General features: G+C 42.9%; 13 protein-coding genes. 8 read left to right on the top strand and 5 right to left on the bottom strand.

Going from position 1 to position 16,566, the window contains the following annotated elements; translation table 11 throughout:
- The first annotated feature begins 216 nt into the window (after positions 1–216).
- On the top strand, positions 217–1,431 hold the full coding sequence (locus QUA23_RS13240; protein WP_333076412.1) for an FAD-dependent oxidoreductase: 1,215 nt from the start codon (positions 217–219) through the stop codon (positions 1,429–1,431).
- Positions 1,432–1,577: 146 nt separating this feature from the next.
- On the opposite strand, the gene QUA23_RS13235 is transcribed toward QUA23_RS13240, so the two are convergent.
- The gene (locus QUA23_RS13235) at positions 1,578–2,450 is read right to left on the bottom strand and encodes a pentapeptide repeat-containing protein (protein WP_333076411.1); all 873 of its coding nucleotides are present in this window, start codon (positions 2,448–2,450) and stop codon (positions 1,578–1,580) included.
- A 1,015-nt stretch (positions 2,451–3,465) separates the two neighbouring features.
- Between QUA23_RS13235 and QUA23_RS13230 the strand changes: the two genes are divergently transcribed.
- From QUA23_RS13230 to QUA23_RS13220, 3 genes are all read left to right on the top strand, one after another.
- On the top strand, positions 3,466–3,729 hold the full coding sequence (locus tag QUA23_RS13230; protein ID WP_333076410.1) for a helix-turn-helix transcriptional regulator: 264 nt from the start codon (positions 3,466–3,468) through the stop codon (positions 3,727–3,729).
- Positions 3,726–4,028 carry a hypothetical protein gene (locus QUA23_RS13225; RefSeq protein ID WP_333076409.1) on the top strand — a complete coding sequence of 101 codons (303 nt, stop codon included), beginning with the start codon at positions 3,726–3,728 and terminating at the stop codon, positions 4,026–4,028. The genes QUA23_RS13230 and QUA23_RS13225 overlap by 4 nt, the downstream gene beginning before the upstream one ends.
- 132 nt (positions 4,029–4,160) lie before the next feature.
- Complete coding sequence (locus QUA23_RS13220) at positions 4,161–4,544, top strand: hypothetical protein (protein ID WP_333076408.1); 384 nt, start codon at positions 4,161–4,163, stop codon at positions 4,542–4,544.
- Between the two features lie 88 nt (positions 4,545–4,632).
- Here the strand turns inward: QUA23_RS13220 and QUA23_RS13215 are convergent, their stop codons facing one another.
- Positions 4,633–4,845: a DNA methyltransferase gene (locus QUA23_RS13215; protein WP_333076448.1), complete on the bottom strand. Its 213-nt coding sequence runs from the start codon at positions 4,843–4,845 to the stop codon at positions 4,633–4,635.
- A 24-nt stretch (positions 4,846–4,869) separates the two neighbouring features.
- Positions 4,870–5,697, bottom strand: coding sequence for a site-specific DNA-methyltransferase (locus tag QUA23_RS13210; RefSeq protein WP_333076407.1), 828 nt, complete (start codon positions 5,695–5,697; stop codon positions 4,870–4,872).
- Positions 5,698–6,127: 430 nt separating this feature from the next.
- Between QUA23_RS13210 and QUA23_RS13205 the strand changes: the two genes are divergently transcribed.
- Together QUA23_RS13205 and QUA23_RS13200 are read left to right on the top strand one after the other, a co-directional pair.
- Positions 6,128–6,697, top strand: a complete 570-nt coding sequence (locus tag QUA23_RS13205) for a heme NO-binding domain-containing protein (RefSeq protein WP_333076406.1) — start codon at positions 6,128–6,130, stop codon at positions 6,695–6,697.
- A complete protein-coding gene (locus tag QUA23_RS13200) occupies positions 6,694–8,085 on the top strand; it encodes an ATP-binding protein (RefSeq protein WP_333076405.1) in 1,392 nt (463 codons plus the stop codon). Before QUA23_RS13205 ends, QUA23_RS13200 begins: the two co-directional genes overlap by 4 nt.
- 151 nt (positions 8,086–8,236) lie before the next feature.
- Here QUA23_RS13200 and surE read toward each other — a convergent pair whose 3' ends face one another.
- Complete coding sequence (gene surE / locus QUA23_RS13195) at positions 8,237–8,914, bottom strand: 5'/3'-nucleotidase SurE (RefSeq protein WP_333076404.1); 678 nt, start codon at positions 8,912–8,914, stop codon at positions 8,237–8,239.
- Positions 8,915–9,203: 289 nt separating this feature from the next.
- The gene (ltrA, locus tag QUA23_RS13190) at positions 9,204–11,051 is read right to left on the bottom strand and encodes a group II intron reverse transcriptase/maturase (RefSeq protein WP_333076403.1); all 1,848 of its coding nucleotides are present in this window, start codon (positions 11,049–11,051) and stop codon (positions 9,204–9,206) included.
- Between the two features lie 1,177 nt (positions 11,052–12,228).
- Here ltrA and QUA23_RS13185 point away from each other — a divergent pair.
- A complete protein-coding gene (locus tag QUA23_RS13185) occupies positions 12,229–14,322 on the top strand; it encodes a carotenoid oxygenase family protein (RefSeq protein ID WP_333076402.1) in 2,094 nt (697 codons plus the stop codon).
- Between the two features lie 145 nt (positions 14,323–14,467).
- Positions 14,468–16,549 (top strand): carotenoid oxygenase family protein, encoded by a 2,082-nt coding sequence (locus QUA23_RS13180; protein WP_333076401.1) that lies wholly within the window; start codon positions 14,468–14,470, stop codon positions 16,547–16,549.
- Positions 16,550–16,566: the final 17 nt, after the last annotated feature.

The raw sequence follows: 16,566 nt of genomic DNA, 5'->3' as shown, positions 1-16,566 counted from the left end.
TCTCTCGTTTCTGCTCTCATTATCTCGTTCCTTGGCTCTGCCAAGGAATGAATTTCTGGAGGCTCTGCCTCCTCTTAAAAATGACGAGGCACAGCAAGACTGAAATGCGTTTTCCGGTTCTACCTGGGAACTAAAATTTCTTCCATCTTCCATCTTCCATCTTCCATCTTCCATCTTCCATCTTCCATCTTCCTTCTATCAATCTAGGAGTGAACTATGAGAATTGCAATTGTTGGGGGCGGAGCGAGCGGTATGGCAGCAGCCTATTGGCTCGATAAACAGGGGCATCATGTCACTGTGTTGGAAAGGCAGCCGATTTTAGGCGGACACATTCGGACGCTGAACAAAAATGTTGCACCCAATCAATCTGAGTGCAATGAAATATTAGAAAATGGGGTGCTAGAATTTCCCACTGTGTTTTACAATTTCGTAGCTTTTATGCAGGAGCTAGGCGTTGAATTAGAACCTGTGCAGATTGGTTCAGCGCTGTTTTTTAAAGATGGCACCCACTTTTTATCGGCGGTGTCTATCCGAAAGAATTTCACCGGAATCCAACGCCTAATCGAATATTTGCGGCTTGATAGTCTCTACGCTCGTTCGGCTGGATTTATTTTAAAAATGCGGTTTGCTAAACAGCACGATTTCTACGATGTACCCCTTTTTGAGTCTTTAAAAAGCTCGTGCGTCCGCAATTATTGGCTGAAGTTGCTGACGATGTACAGCTACTCGATACCGTTTGAATTGCTCGACAATTTTCCGGCGGAATTAGCGATGCCTGTTCTACGCGAATATGCCTCGGTCAACTGGGTGAGGATTAAAGGCGGTGTGTATTCTTACATTGAAAAGATTTTGGAGCGATTTAAGGGCGATATACGGCTAAATGTGGAGATTGCCAATATTTTTAGAAGTGCGGATGCTGTAAAAATTGTGCTTTCTGATGGGGAAATCCAGGAATTTGATAAGGTGGTTTTTGCGATGCCACCAGATCAAGTTATGAGGCTATTGTCTGATCCGACGGAGGCGGAAACGAAGCGGTTTTCGGCGTGGAAAGCCAATTATGCAACCACTGTACTGCATTCGGATACATCAATGTACGATCGCTACGGTATCCGCAAGTTATCAGAATTTGATTTTTTCGAGACTGACAAAGGGTGGGGCTATAATGCGAGCTTGAATCAGCTTTGCGGCATCTCCTCGCCACGAGAGTACAGTTTAGCTTTTCAACTGCAGGAGTCGATCGCCCAAAAGCACATTATTCACATTCAGAAACATCACACGCCACTGTACACTGTCGAGTCTTTTCGATATCGAGATGAAGTTATCGAGACTAATGGCGAAAACAACACTTATCATGCGGGAGCTTATTTGGGGGATGGTTTGCACGAAGGAGCCATTACCTCTGCTTTGCGAGTCGCGAAATTAATCGGGTGAACTCAATTGTGAAGCTACAAACTCTCGCAAATATTAGTAAAGTTCTTGCCGGTGCAACACTCTCACAAAAGTAATGATGTCTGCATCAAAAGTTAAACTAATGCGAGAGTCGTCCACTCGGATGAGAAATTAATTTTTGGCCTTGCCTAAGCTGCGACACCACGTGCTGCAGTTAAGTAGACATCATTGCTCAAAGATGGGGGCATTGTTGATCCGGCTAACTGAGTACCCTCAAAGTTGGTTCCCGTGAACGTTGCCCCGCTCAAGTCGGCTTCGCTCAAGTCTGCATAGCACAGCCTCGCCCAATCGAGGTTTGCCTGCACCAAAGAAACTCCCACCAGATTTGCCCTGGTTAAATCTGCTCCCATCAACTGGACGCCCCGCAACTGAGCCCCGCTGAGATTGGCAGCTAACAAGTTCGAGCCTTCCAAGTTTACCCCGTTCAGTTTGGCTCCGCTCAGGTTTACGCCATTGAGATCCGTCCTGCTCAAGTCGATCCCATTGATGTAAGCTTTGCTGAGATAGATGCCTGTTAGTTGAGCGCCAAAAAGCTTTGCACCGCTGAGTTTTGCCCCTCCGCAGTTGGCCCAGTTGAGGTTGGCTCCCGTGAGGTTGGCACCCCGCAGATTGATAAATTGCAGGTCGGCTGTACATAAATTGGCGTTCCAGAGGATGGCGCTCCGCAGGTTGCTACCGATGAGTTGGGCGCCACTCAACTTTGCTCTGGGCAGTTTTGCTTTGACGAGGAAAGCTCCGCTGAGATTGGCTTTGGTAAGCTCTGCGTCGGCTAGTCTGGCTTGGCCCATTTTGGCAAAACTGAGATTTGCCCTGTAAAGGTTTGCTTCGTTTAGTTCTGCTTTGGTCAGATGCGCCCGACTCAGGTTAGCTCCCGACAGGTTAGCCCTCGAAAGGTTTACCCCTACCAACATAGCTCCGCTGAGGTTTGCTCCGCTTAGGTTTACGTCAGCAAAGTCTCTGTTTCCATTTTCGTACTCTTTGAGCAGCTCGGTTACTTCCATACGGGTCACATTCCTAATAGCGGAAATTTATCTAGAAATAAACACTCTTTATAAGTATTTTATCTCAAAGAGAGCGGACGCGATCGCACTTTCAAGAAAGCTGACAATTAACTTTATATTTATACATATACTTTGTACTTTTTCCAGAGTCCCGACCGTTTTGAGGTCATAGTCTGAAACCCTTGATTTATCGTGGGTCTCTAGTGTGCTTTGGCAAGCGTTGCGATCGTACTGAGATCCGTGAAACCGTTATTCTCAGTAGGTAAGCCATCAAACACTTTCCGAATTGTTAATCAATAGTAAAATAATATTCTTGTTGTCCACTGTGACTAACAGCTTTTTTAAACGGAGACTGCAAATTTGTTAGTTGTGTTTGCTTCAGGTGTCGCGAAGGCTGGCATGGTCATATCTCCATATTTTGATCTACTGTCATTTTTCAGGAAAATTAGATGTAAAACAACAGCTTAATCAGCGAGAATTTTTCTCGGTTGTCTCGCAGCAGTTATACGATCGCGCTTTTCAATATTTCCTTTAGTCGATCGGGGTTAAAAGTAATTTCACACATTGTACTTCTGAGGAATTTATCGATATGCCTAACGGTAGAGGGTATTCGTTCAAAACTTAGCGGATAATATATTGCAGATTGTACAAAACTAACAGCGAGTAATATCTGTATAGGATCACCCCCTCTACTGGCAGTTAGGCAAATGTGTCAATCTATGTTATGCTGAGTCAAAATTGAGGAAAGATCATGTCAAAAGAAAGAAAAAGCAACAAAGAAGTCAAAAAGCCAAAGAAACAACCTGATGGTGTTGCTAAGCCGAAGGATGACAAAAAAAATTATGGTAGCACCGACGGCCGCAAGTAGAGATAGCTGCCACTCTTGGAATTGCGATTAATTTTGTTCAATTGTCATTACTATCCATTTTTAACAGATTTAAATATCCTCTTTTGGGATTATCCGAAAACAGGTTTATTATATCTAGGGAATATGCAGTGCTAAACCCAAAGTATAATGAAATCTGTTTTTAGCCATGAATATGAAACCTTCCGTTGCTGTATGATTGCTGCTCGTAAAGAAGCGCAACTAACTCAGGAGTCTGTTGCTAAATCTCTTAAAAAGCCCCAGTCTTTCGTAGCCAAATATGAAAACGGTGAACGTCGGTTAGATGTAATTGAGTTTCTGTTAGTTGCTCGTGTAATTGGTGTAGATCCTTGCGATATTATTAGGAAAATTTCACAAAAAATATCTGAAGCATCTTGTGAGAGCGAGATATGAATACCCAAGATGTAATCAGCCTTGACTCCCAATATCTATATCGCTTATCGGGTAAAACTTTCGACGTTTTAGATGTCTCTAAACCTGTTACCGTAGATGCAGCGGTGAACCTGTCTAAAGTGATCTCAAAGCTTTCGTCCTTAGTCGGAAATTTAATCGAATTTAACACCTTTGAATTCTTGAATCAACAAAATGAGTTCGCTGAATTTGGAAAGTGGCATAGGCAAGATCCTGGCTTTCCAAATACTATTTTCCTCGGCATAGTTCAACCAACGCCAGGATTAGAAATTAAAGCGTGATTCCCACTAGCAACAGAGATAACAGCACGTTTCAAAGATAGTCAGAATCACTTTAGGTTCGATCGGACCTACGTTGCTATCCTGGCATGGCTACCCGATAAAATCATCTATGGCAAGCATCGGATTCTTGATGTGTGCGTGGTCTCTGGTTTATCGGTAGCTGTAGCGAGATATACCCACTATCACAATCCGCCGGATTATCTTATTTTAGAGCCGGAAGATACAACTCAAAGAACAGCAAATTTGCAACAAACAAACACCAGTGGATATAAATTCCAAGGCTCTGCTGAGGAGTTTTTAGAAGCTAAGAAAATAGTTGATTCATGGGGTACTCAAGGAAAAGTCTACAAACCCACTAGAGAGTATCAGCGCCTTCTGCGGGAGCTACGGATACGCTATGAATATAGACTAGATACAAATTTTGCAAAGATGGACAGAATTGTACATCCAGGCATTGAGGAATTTAAGCCACGTGTCTACAATACTGAAGTTTCCGCTATGACCGTTGGTCGGTAGAATAAGCTTTTATCAAGTCGCCTAGAAGACAGAATCAAGAAATCCCTACAATATTATCTACAGATTAGAGAAGAGAGTATTGATGAAATTATTGATTAAATCTCTGTACACCATAGTAGAAATAGTCTGGGTCTATCTCGCAAGAAAAGGCTTTCATTTTGAGTTTACGTGCTGACAAAGCTGCACTGAAAAGTCCACCAAAAGGTTCCCATATAACATCGTTTTCATCGCTCGATGCCTCAACAATAATGTTCATCATATCCAGAGGTTTTTGGTTGAAATTTAATGCTTTTCCAGAGATAGTTTTAACTCTCTCATCGCCCCGTCAAGCTTGACGCTCCCAAACGTTTGTAAAACCGTGAGAGCATCTAAACTTCGATCGCATATTGCTCCATTCTTGTCCCGTTAAAGACTGATTACCATCCAGAGAAAAGTAGGGTTTTCCTTGAGGATTACCATACTCATTTGCATAGTTGACTAACTTTTCAAATATCTCTGTCGTAGGAAAATATCGCAAATGCCCTTGATCGAAGTATTTCCTGGTTGCTGCATCCACTACCCCGCAAGCATCGTTTGCCCGTCGTAACGGCAATCCTGAGCGTTTCCATTCTCGTAATAACCATGTTTTTAAGGTAAGTTCATTAACTGTTACTTCTCTGACGTATTGAACGCAGACTTCTGTAACGACGGGGAACCTGCGAATTTTTTGTGTGTTAACATTCCCTGCGATATGACCTTTTCCCTTGTTCCAAATATTGGAATTAACATAGCGCCAACCATACTTTTCTAGAAGTGGATGCACAACAGTCCCACCAATCTCTGAATTCCAAAACCAGAGTGTTGTGCATGGCATGGCTGCTTTTGACCATGCTTCGATATGAGGTTGATACCAATTAGGTAAATCAATGCGATCGGACGTGTCTCCTTCAAACCCAAGAATACCGTAAGCTCCATCTGAAACGATGACAGTAGGTCGCTCCCAATTGTCGTAGTGATGGAGACTATCGCCCAGATATAAAGCAACGTATTCGTCACTCCATGCAGAAAAATTCAAGTTGGTATTGAGATTAGCTTTTTTTCCACGACCAACAGTGCTAGTAGCCTTGCTTTTTAAGATGGTGGGAGAATTCGCTTCAGGGTTACATCGACTCATTTGTTGATTTACGTGGTTCTAAAAATTCAGTAACTAATACCTTATCCTATTTTGGGATATCTGGTTGGCAAGACCCGTACAGTGTCGAACCCTAAGAGACGACAGCCTCAGTGTTTCAATCCCTAATAGGGATTTATTGTGATTGTGGTAAAAAAGAGGTAAGAGCTCGCTCAACCCAACAAATCTTCAAAGGTAACTCTGGTCGCTCTACCCAGCTTACAAAAATTTTATATTTAAGTGCAAATACTTAACTTTACTAAATATGTAGGTAAAAGCACAAAATGATGACTAACTATCTATCACACAGAAAATTGTGATATGATACACAAAATTTCGATCGGTGTCAATTCTACAGTCAAGAAACTGACTCGATATCAATTTTTTTATGATTGATAAAAGTAAATTAGCAGTATAACTGGAGGCAGTTGAAATGTATGGTTTAGTTAATCGTGGGATTCAAGACATGGTATGCGATCGTTTTGATGAAGCTACTTGGGAAAAAATTAAGCAGAAAGCGCAAGTCCTAGACGAGCAATTTCTCATTTTAGAAGCTTATCCTGATGATTTGACTCACCGTCTAGTTAAATCTGCCAGTGAAGTGCTTGGCTTGTCGGGTGCAGAAATTATGCAGGCATTTGGCGAATACTGGGTTAAATTTACTGCGACTGCGGGTTATCAAGAAATACTAGATATGGCTGGAGATACATTACCCGAATTTCTAGAAAATCTAGATGATTTACATATTCGGATTGGGGTGCAATTCCCTAAGTTGCGACCACCATCTTTTGAATGTACAGAAGTTGCCAGAGATGCGATCGAGCTGCATTATCGCTCTACACGGGAAGGTTTCGCACCAATGGTAGTCGGGTTAGTTAAAGGTTTGGGCGATCGCTTCGAGACAGCAGTTGAGATCGCACACACTCAATCCCGTGAAGCAGGATTCGAGCATGACATATTTCGGATTGAGTACAGATCGGAAGAGATTGTAAATGATTCATGACTAAGCCGCTATATACACTGAATCCCCAGATGTTTTGCGATATATTTCCATTTCATATAGGATTTAATCAAAATCTGGAGATCGTCCAAGTTGGCGAAGTATTGCAACGGACTCATCAAATACCATTATTAGGCGAAAAGATAGATCGACATTTTCAAATTCATCAGCCAGCGATCGCATTTAACTTTTTGACTATTCAGCAAAAACTCAAATCATTATTTATTCTGGAATCCCGACATAACTCTCTACGATTAAAGGGGCAAATGGTCGCTCTGAAAGAGGAGCGGGTGCTCCTCTTTATCTGCTCTGTGTGGACTCCCGACTCAAGCCTACTCTCGAAATTAGCGGTTAAGTTGAAAGACTTTGCAATCCACGATCTGACTCCCGATTTTTTGTTTTTGCAACAAACTAGCCAAACAGCAATTCGGGAAGTTCAAAGCCTTACAGAAGAATTAACTAAGCAGAAAAATCAGCTTCAAGCATCACTAGAGGTTCAGAAAGAACTGACTTCTTTATCCCAAATTCAAGCACAACATTTAAAGCAGGCATTGAGTGAACTTCAACAAACGCAATCACACCTAATTCAAGCAGAGAAAATGTCTAGTTTAGGCCAGTTAGTTGCAGGAATTGCCCATGAAATTAATAATCCGGTCAACTTTATTCATGGTAACTTGAAATATCTGCAAGAGGATGTCCAAAACCTAATAAATTTATTACACCTTTATCAGAAATACTATCCGCAGCCACCATCTGAAATTGAAGAAGAAGCCGCCATAATCGATCTCATTTTTTTAGAACACGATCTTCCTAAAATTCTTAATTCTATCAAAATTGGCAGTGAACGCATTCGCAAAATAGTTAATTCTCTCAGAAACTTCTCCCGCCACGATGAAGCGGCAATCAAACCTGTAGATATTCATTCTGGAATTGAGAGCACTTTGTTGATTTTGCAGCATCGGCTAAAATCTAATGGTGAAGCTCTAGAGATTCAAGTGATTAAACAATATGGTGAATTGCCTTTAGTCCAGTGCTACGCATCGGCAATTAATCAGGTATTTATGAATATTATCAGTAATGGCATAGATGCTTTGCGAGATGCACAGAAAAATTGTGCTGACTGGAACAAAGAACCCACCATTATTATTCGGACTTTAGTTAATGATTCTCAGAATTTGGTAGTCAGCATTGCTGACAATGGTTTGGGTATGGAACAGTCGGTAATCAATAAGATATTCGATCCATTTTTTACGACGAAGCCGGTGGGAAGTGGTACGGGTTTGGGATTGTCAATTAGTTATTCGATTGTGGTGGAAAAGCACGGGGGTAAGTTAAGCTGTATTTCTGCACCGGGAGAAGGAGCAGAATTTGCGATCGAGATTCCGCTCTAAATTCAAACCTGTAAGTTGAAACTCAAGCGGGCTGAAGCCGCTGAGATTCTTAAGAAATTGCTTCCTATCCTAAGTTTTGATGAGCCGATCCCTTGACGCTTTTTTGGGCAAACAATGCAAAAAATATAGTTTGATCCCATCGCCGAAATGATCAAAGCGATATCTCAGTAACCGCAATATTACCCTCAAAACACACGTCAACATCAGTCCCCGCCGCCCGATCGCGCGCTCCGTACTCTCCGGCATAATAAAAGTATTCTCCCTCCATCCGGTACACCACAGGCAGCGGCTGGGTCGAAGGTTGGCAAAACACAATTTCCGGTTCCGCACTTCCGGGCGCTAAATGCGGTAAATTCACATTCCAGAAACACCCAGACTTTGGTTCCCGCTTCAGCAAATCCGCCAACACCCGCGATGTCCAACGAGTAGCGACATCCCAGTCAATTTCGAGCGGCCTTTTAATCCGGTGGGAAATTGCGATGCCCGGAATACCGTGCATGGCAGCTTCGCGCACAGCCGCAACCGTACCCGAAATATACACGTCAACCCCCAAATTGCCACCCGCGTTAATACCCGAAAGCACCAAATCCGGCTTCGCACAAACGTGATGAAGAGCAATACGCACGCAATCGGCCGGTGTTCCCCCTACAGCATACTCAAATTCCGATCGCCGATCGACATGAATCGGACTGTGAGCAGTCACTTGATGCCCGCAGCCCGACAATTGCCCCTGCGGAGCCACCATAATTGCTTTGCCGCTGACAGCCTGCAAAAGTGCCTGAATCCCTGGAGCATCGATGCCGTCGTCGTTGGTTAAAATTATCGTCATTATGTGTCGGTTTTATAGAACCGATTTGAGAGCGCAGAGGCTGGCAACCTTCTGATAGTTCTAGCCCAAATTGGTTGTTGATTGGTGGCGATCGTCAGTATGAGCATTGCCACACATTTATATCATGGCATTAATTGAACAGTTGCCCCAGAAATGTGGCGCGCCACATTTTAGCCCAGTCGCACCTTGATATGACAGCTAAAGCGACTTGTTAGGTAGGGTCGAGAGAAGATGTTACCATCTTCTCCCTCCCATTCGGAACCGTGCTTGCCACTTTCATGGCACACGGCTACTCGGGTGTACTCTTGTCATTTGAGGGCTTCCCCTTCTTCTGACTTGTTTGAGGTTTCTTTCCTGAAGATACGAGTTCCAGGTTATGTTTCCTGATTAATTCCAAGTCGGTTTTAGTTTTGACATCGTGGCAATGCCGATGCAATAGTTGAAGATTTTTGTATTCATCCTTACCTCCAATGGCTCTGGGGACGATGTGGTCAACTTCCATTACATCTTCATTTCTGAAAATAAATTCGCAATGAGAACATTTACCCTTCTGCTTTTTTAAGAGCAGTGCCAATCGACTTGACAATTCAGGGTTTTTTCCCATTCTTGAACTCCAATAAACTAGGTCGCCATCGTAAGGACTTTTATCCCCTTTAACTTTCACATAGTCGGTGCTGCTACACTCGAATTCACTATGCTTTAGTAACCGAAGGGGGTTCACTCCCTCTTCTCTGGTTGAGAATGCCCAGTTATCACCGCCAATGGTATGCCAATACAGTCGATGTCCTGCATTGATGTTTACACAACGGCGTTTTGCCCAACGTCGAAGTTTCAGGTATATGAGGTCATCTTGTTTAGAGAGTTCTCCAACGGTTTTAGCGTCAGAGTTTGTATAAAAAGAAGTCCATCCCCTTATTACAGGGTTTAAGTCTCTAATTAACGCTGACTGTGGCGATGACCTATGTTTTTTGATGATTCTTCCGATTTCCTCTTGGTGAGCCTTACTTGACTTCTTATTTGGGGTGATGAGTGTGTTAAAACCTAATATCTCACCGTGCGTACTTAAACTGCTCCGATGTTTTCCAGCAGGGTATTGCTGGATGTGATGACCTAAAAAGTCAAAACCAGCTTTACCATCCTCACTTAATTCATCGTTGAAAGTGTGAGTTAGCCTCGTCTTCTCAGGCTTTAATTCTAAACCCATGCCAACTAACCATTCCGAGATTATCTCTCGGCATCTTTGAACTACGAGCTTATCTTTGTGTAATACCACGAAATCATCAGCGTATCTGATGAAGCTCAGGGACGCTACTTTCATTTGCCAGCTAGCTTGATTACCACGACTATCTTTCATGTCTATGGTTCTGGCATATTCCGTGAGTGTATTTTCAAGCCCGTGGAGGGCAATATTTGCCAATAACGGAGAAATGACCCCGCCTTGTGGCGTACCCTCAGATGTTGCAGTGAATACTCCATCGTCAATTACTCCAGATTTTAACCAGGATTTTACTTGTCTCCTGACTTTGCCTTTTATGTTCAACTTTTGGAGTAGTTCATAATGGTTGATGCGGTCAAAACATTTGGCTATGTCTGCATCTAATACAAACTTCGCTTTATGTTGAATACAGTTTTTAATCTGCTTAATCGCATCGTGGCATGACCTGCCAGGTCTAAACCCATAGCTGTTTGGCTCAAAGATTGCCTCCCATTCCGGCTCAAGTGCGGCTTTTACTACGGCTTGTAAGGCTCTGTCGTACATTACAGGTATTCCCAGTGGGCGTTTTTCATTACTTCCTGGTTTTGGTATCCAGACTCTTCTAGTCGGTTTGGATCTGCCAGTTAACTTTAATTCCCTTGCCAGTTCTAGACGAGCTGCTGGGGATAAGCTTTTCAACCCGTCCACTCCTGCCGTCTTTTTTCCCTGGTTGTCCTGAGTCACCCTTCTTACTGACAAAATCCTATTAGACCAAGACCTCATCAACGTCTTTTGAAGTTTACGAACTTTCTTGACATCTCCACAACGGGAAGCAGCGAAAATGCGTTTTTGCAACTTGAAAACATATCTTTCGGCTTGACGCCAATTAATAGCTTTCCATCCCTCTGTATTTGTTTCCAAATCAGAATTAGGTTTGTTCATTACTAATTACACCTTTTCACTTAATCACCTTCGCGGTTTACGTCTGCGTATCCTGGGAGTTACCCCATCCCTTTTTCGGCATTACCTGTTATTTCAGGTTAGGCATTAGCTTCTTAAACCATCCCAGCCTTTCGTAGCTTGTAGCCTGACAGCCTACCTCAACAATTGATTTGATGGGGAGCATACAAAAGGATTACTTCGTTCCTACTGCTCATTGATTAAATCCGTTAGGGTTTGTCTTTCCGCCGGGGTTCTAGGTGGTGCGCTATCTCGGTAAACGAATCCTGATAGTCCTTACCCTTGTCAGATATTCCTGACCCAGAAGCTCAGATTTTTTCTGAGAGAGCTTATATCCTCTGGTACTTGGGTTACGACGGTTGTATCGACAATTTGTTAGCTTGCGCTTCTACCCCACGACTTCATTACTTTCGTAATGATTCGGTTATAGGATTTTTGCTTGCGGTGTCGGTATTCAGCTATCCCGATTGCCCGCGTTCACCCTCGCTTTACACCAAGGTTGTCAATCTTTGTGTAGAGGAAACCAAATTTAACTTTGGTTCTCTGTGTGCTTTCAATCACGCACCATGATGTCAGGACTTGGTTTATTTTGGATTTTGGTTATGATGTTGGTTTTCACCTTCATCTTTCCCGCTTTCCCCTAGTTGTCTTAGCTTGATGCTCGACTAGGTTTCCTCACCTGCATGAGTAGTAAGTTGTCATCGGTGAGGGATTAAAGTGCGAACTCCAACCCTGATTGGGTTTACCCCACCGTTGCTAGTCATCCCCCCTTTCGGGTTTCGACTAAACGAATCGCACCGCTTGCCCCAGTGCAGCATTCATGACATCAGTGTCGATGCAAACATCTAATCACATCATTTTTTCCTCGGCTCTCCCCGATGCTTGGTGTTAAAAGTAGCAGATGATACTAAGTATCTGACGACTGAACGTTGAAACCCTCGATCGTGCTAAATTATTAGCTTGCGTTATCACCATAAATACTAGAGAGTCGATAATAAGTTAATGTAGATTCCCATCGGGCTTTGACGCAGGGGATGGGAGAATAGATATCAAATCTTTATCAAAGATAGTATCTAAGTTACAGTCCTCATTTCCCATTCATAAATCAAATACTTATCTACACTGTTACCATTATTACATTTTAAATCAGGAGAGCCACATGAGCGAACCCACTCAACACATGACTGAAGCTGTAACTCAAGGCTACTGTAAATTCCCAGAATCTAGTATGAAGGCAAGTCGGGATGAACTCGATGACCTCAAACTAAAGATTGAAGGGAACTTACCAGAAGACATCCAAGGTCACGTATTTATCGTTGCGCCAGTCGGTTCTGTTAACTCTGGCGGCCTCCCCTATCCAGACGGAGACTCACTGTTAAATGGCGACGGGATGATTTACCGATTTGACTTCGATCGCCAGGGTGAGGTGAGGGTAAAAACTCGTCTTGTTAAGCCACCAGATTACTACGCCGATAAGGCAACACAGCCGGGAACAAAGTATGGTGGATATCTATTTAGCAATTATGGCATAGCTCGGTTTTCTCTCTCGCTTGGCCTCCGTAATCAACTAAATACGGACTTTTTGAAAATGAAATTTGCTCAGGACTCACAGGAGCGTCTGCTAGTTACCTACGATGCAGGTCGTCCTTATGAAATTGATACAGACACCCTGGAAGTGGTAACACCAGTTGGCTCAAATCAAGAGTGGCGTGGACAACTTGATAAGGTAAACTTTCCGATTAATGCAAAAAAGTTTCCCTTCAAAAGTATTCTTAGCACTGCTCATCCTGCCTTTGATGCTTACGAAAGTAAAATGTTTACGGTTAATTATGGGAAATCAGCAAAGACTTTCATAGAAGACATAGCTTGGCTCAACAATCTAAATAAATTTTATGAAAAAGCTGAGCCATTTAGGTTAATGAAATCTGTGACTGAGTTGATCTCAGATGTATTTCAGAAAAAAGAGCTTCGTTTTTTGATTTTATTTACAAATAAATTAAAAAAGCTGGTAAATTTGCTTGAAAATATAATTAAGATAGAAATGGAAGATTTCACTTATCTGATTTGCTGGGATGGTGTCGGTGAACTCAAACGATGGAAGCTGATACTGCCTGATGGTTCACCAGTCAAGATTGAACAAACCATTCATCAAATAGGAGTAACTAAAGATTATGTAGTCTTGATGGATACGGCTTTTACAGCTGGACTGTCACAAGTGACAAACAGTTACTTTACAGATAATAAAGAACTAGAAACACTTTTGAGGCACTTACTCGAACGTCCGGCTTGTCCAGATTCTAAGTTCTACATTGTGCGTCGAGCAGACCTGAAAGCAAAACAAACTCCAGCATCGAGCCAGAAAGAAGTTGAAGTTGTTGTGCGACAAGTGGTGATTCCACTCCAAGCTGCTCACTTTCTAGTTGATTATGATAATCCCCAGGGAGAGATTATACTTCACGTAGCACATATTTGTGCAATGCAAGTTTCTGCATGGCTCAGGAAGTATGATGTTTCGGCCTACAAACCCCATGATCCTGTACCATCTTACCTGCATGGTATGGAACACGATGAAATGGATATCAGCCGTATGGGACGTTATGTAATTAACGGAGATACAGGAAAGCTGATTGAGTCAAAAGTTATCTGGGACTTTAGGTGTACTTGGGGTGTAGATCTCTACTCATATCTCGATCGACTGCCTACGGGCTTGCCTCCAGGACAGATGGAAAACATCTACTGGAGTTCTTTTGGACTTTGGCCACAACTAATGACAAAATTCATTTTTGATTTACACAAGGATTATAAGTATCAAGTAATTCCCAGATCAAAAGTTCTCAACCTCGCTAAGAAGGGCATACCACCTTGCTTGTTTCGATTGCATACAAAGTCAATGCTCATCGCCGATCGCTATGAGTTTCCTTGTGGGTACATGATGCTCTCACCACAGTTTGTACCGCGTGGAAATGGCGACAGTTCGACGAACGGTTACATCGTGTGTGCCGTTTGTTTTGAAGACAAAAATGAAATCTGGATTTTCGATGCTAACAATCTAGTAAAGGGATCTCTCTGTCGATTACATCATCCCGACCTCAAGTTTGGGTTTACGTTGCACACAACATGGTTGCGACAGGTTGCCAGCCGCCAAGCTAATTACAAGATCCCAGTAGAGCAGGATTACCAGGATCTAGTAGATAAGAACGATCCAGAGATTAAAAAGTTGTTTGAAGATGAGGTGTACCCCCACTTTGCTTGATAAATTCCCTATTAGACCTCTCCCATAACTTTTGTGGGGTGGGCGTCTAGCCTGCCTTATTCTCTATTTTCTGGAGAGGTCTATTAGCGATCGCTCAATACAAGGTTATTCAACAAGACGATCTTACGTTGTCATAAGGAGTAATATGAACCAATCAACTCAAAACCCAACTCCAGCAGTAACAGACGGCTGTCCCCCAGTTCCCGAATCGCTTGTCAAAGCTAAACGGGATGAACTCACCGACATCAAACTAAATATTACCAAGATGGGTGAGAAAGACTTACCAGATGACTTACAGGGTCATGTCTTTATCATTGCACCAGTCGGAACCATTGAATCAGGAGGTCTTCCCTTTACAAATGGAGACTCATTCTTAAGCGGCGACGGTATGATTTACCGACTGGACTTCCAGCAAAAGGGTGAAGTTTTATTAACTACACGGATTATCAGGCCACCAGATTACTATGCGGATGAAGCAACCCAGCCTGGTGAAAAATATGCTAAGTATCAATTCCGCAATCATGGCATCATCAGGTTTTCTTGGTGTCTTGGTTCTCGCAACGATTTAAGTATTGCTTTCCTGCCAATGAAATTTGCTGGGGACTCCCAAGAACGCCTGCTAGTTGCCTATGATGCGGGTCGTCATTACGAAATTGATACGGAAACTCTTGAGGTGGCAACTCCTATAGGCTGGAACAAAGAGTGGCGAGGAGAAATTGAGCTGAATTTTCCCTTGCAGTGCCTGAATTTTCCTTTTTCACCCGTGCTTAGCACTGCCCACCCCGTATTTGACGTTCGCAAAAGCGAAATGTTCACGGTCAATTATGGTATGTCATTAAAAACTTTTCTCGGCATCGTAACTAATACGGCAAATAAACTAGCGAAACAAGTAAAGAAAGTTTTTCCACCAGCTAAAACTTATGTGGAAAAATTTAAGCTTCCAGAAGATTTTATTTATCTAATTCGCTGGGATGGTAAAGGAGAACTAGAGCGATGGCAGCTAGTCTTGCCTGATGGTTCGCCCGTAAAAATTAAGCAAAGCATTCACCAAATTGGATTTTCTAAAGATTACGTGATAATTGTGGATACCTCTTTCAGGACAGGGATAGAGCAGATAATTAACAACCCTTTTCCGAAAAACAAAAGGTTAGAAGAATGCTTGCGAAAAAAACTGGATGTCATGGAGTTAGCAACAACTCCTGTATATCTCGTACCTCGCGATCGCTTAACCAAAGGCCAAAAATCTGGAGTTAGCGATCGCAAGGAGGACGTACCGACGGTGACTGTCCAAAAAGTAGAAATTCCCCTAGAGGTTACCCACTTTCTCGTAGATTACGACAATCCCGAACAACTGATTACCCTTCATGCAGCACATACTTGTGCCTGGGATGTGTCTGAATGGATACGTGCCTATGATGACTCTCCTTATTTCGACGATCCTAAGTTACCTCGCCCACACGGAATGGAACAGAGCGAGATGGACATCAGTCGCGTCGGACGCTACGTCATTAACGGAAAAACTGGAGAAATCGTTGAACAGAAGGTGATTCCAGAGAAATTCATCCTTGACGCCGAAGAATGCAAGTGTACCTGGGGAGTAGCACTTTATGCTTACCTTGACCGACTTCCTTCGGCTCTCTATCCCACCATGCCGCCAGGGAAGCTTGATAATATCTACTGGATCTCTTTGGGACTCTGGAAGGATCTAGTCAGTAAGTTCATGGTTGATTTCTTTAAAGACTATCCATCCAGAGAAGTGCCACTAGAGGAATTGCTCAAAATTGCCAAAACAGAAGGCAGACCAAGTAGCTTGTTCCGTATGGATACTTCTTCAACTGAATCGATGAAGATTGCCGATTCCTATGAATTTCCTCCTGGTTGTATCGGTCTTTCGCCCCAGTTTATACCGCGCGGTGATGGTAACAGTTCAACGGATGGTTACATTACCTGCACTGTTTGGTTGAACAATACCTACGAGATCTGGATTTTCGAGGCTTGGGATCTCAACCAGGGGCCACAGTGGAAACTGAGTCATCCCTCTCTCAACTTTGGGTTAACTTTGCACACAACATGGTTGCCAGCTATAGGACGCCGCCAAGCTAGCTACAACGTGCCTGTGAGGGAGGATTATCAGGAATTAGTGGCTCAGAAGCGGTCTCAGGAGATTCAGGATCTGTTCGATGAAAAGGTGTACCCTCACTTTCAGAAAGAATTAAAATCGATCTGAGAGCAACGGTAATATAT

The sequence above is a fragment of the Microcoleus sp. Pol1C5 genome (assembly GCF_036701115.1).
Lineage (GTDB): Bacteria > Cyanobacteriota > Cyanobacteriia > Cyanobacteriales > Microcoleaceae > Microcoleus.
The sequence above is the reverse complement of the archived record's forward strand: the minus strand, read 5'-3'. Positions and strand labels throughout refer to the sequence as shown.

Coding starts and splice junctions, on each gene's coding strand:
- QUA23_RS13240 (WP_333076412.1), top strand. CDS start 217: ATGAGAATTGCAATTGTTGGGGGCGGAGCGAGCGGTATGGCAGCAGCC.
- QUA23_RS13235 (WP_333076411.1), bottom strand. CDS start 2,450: ATGGAAGTAACCGAGCTGCTCAAAGAGTACGAAAATGGAAACAGAGAC.
- QUA23_RS13230 (WP_333076410.1), top strand. CDS start 3,466: ATGAAATCTGTTTTTAGCCATGAATATGAAACCTTCCGTTGCTGTATG.
- QUA23_RS13225 (WP_333076409.1), top strand. CDS start 3,726: ATGAATACCCAAGATGTAATCAGCCTTGACTCCCAATATCTATATCGC.
- QUA23_RS13210 (WP_333076407.1), bottom strand. CDS start 5,697: ATGAGTCGATGTAACCCTGAAGCGAATTCTCCCACCATCTTAAAAAGC.
- QUA23_RS13205 (WP_333076406.1), top strand. CDS start 6,128: ATGTATGGTTTAGTTAATCGTGGGATTCAAGACATGGTATGCGATCGT.
- QUA23_RS13200 (WP_333076405.1), top strand. CDS start 6,694: ATGACTAAGCCGCTATATACACTGAATCCCCAGATGTTTTGCGATATA.
- surE (WP_333076404.1), bottom strand. CDS start 8,914: ATGACGATAATTTTAACCAACGACGACGGCATCGATGCTCCAGGGATT.
- ltrA (WP_333076403.1), bottom strand. CDS start 11,051: ATGAACAAACCTAATTCTGATTTGGAAACAAATACAGAGGGATGGAAA.
- QUA23_RS13185 (WP_333076402.1), top strand. CDS start 12,229: ATGAGCGAACCCACTCAACACATGACTGAAGCTGTAACTCAAGGCTAC.
- QUA23_RS13180 (WP_333076401.1), top strand. CDS start 14,468: ATGAACCAATCAACTCAAAACCCAACTCCAGCAGTAACAGACGGCTGT.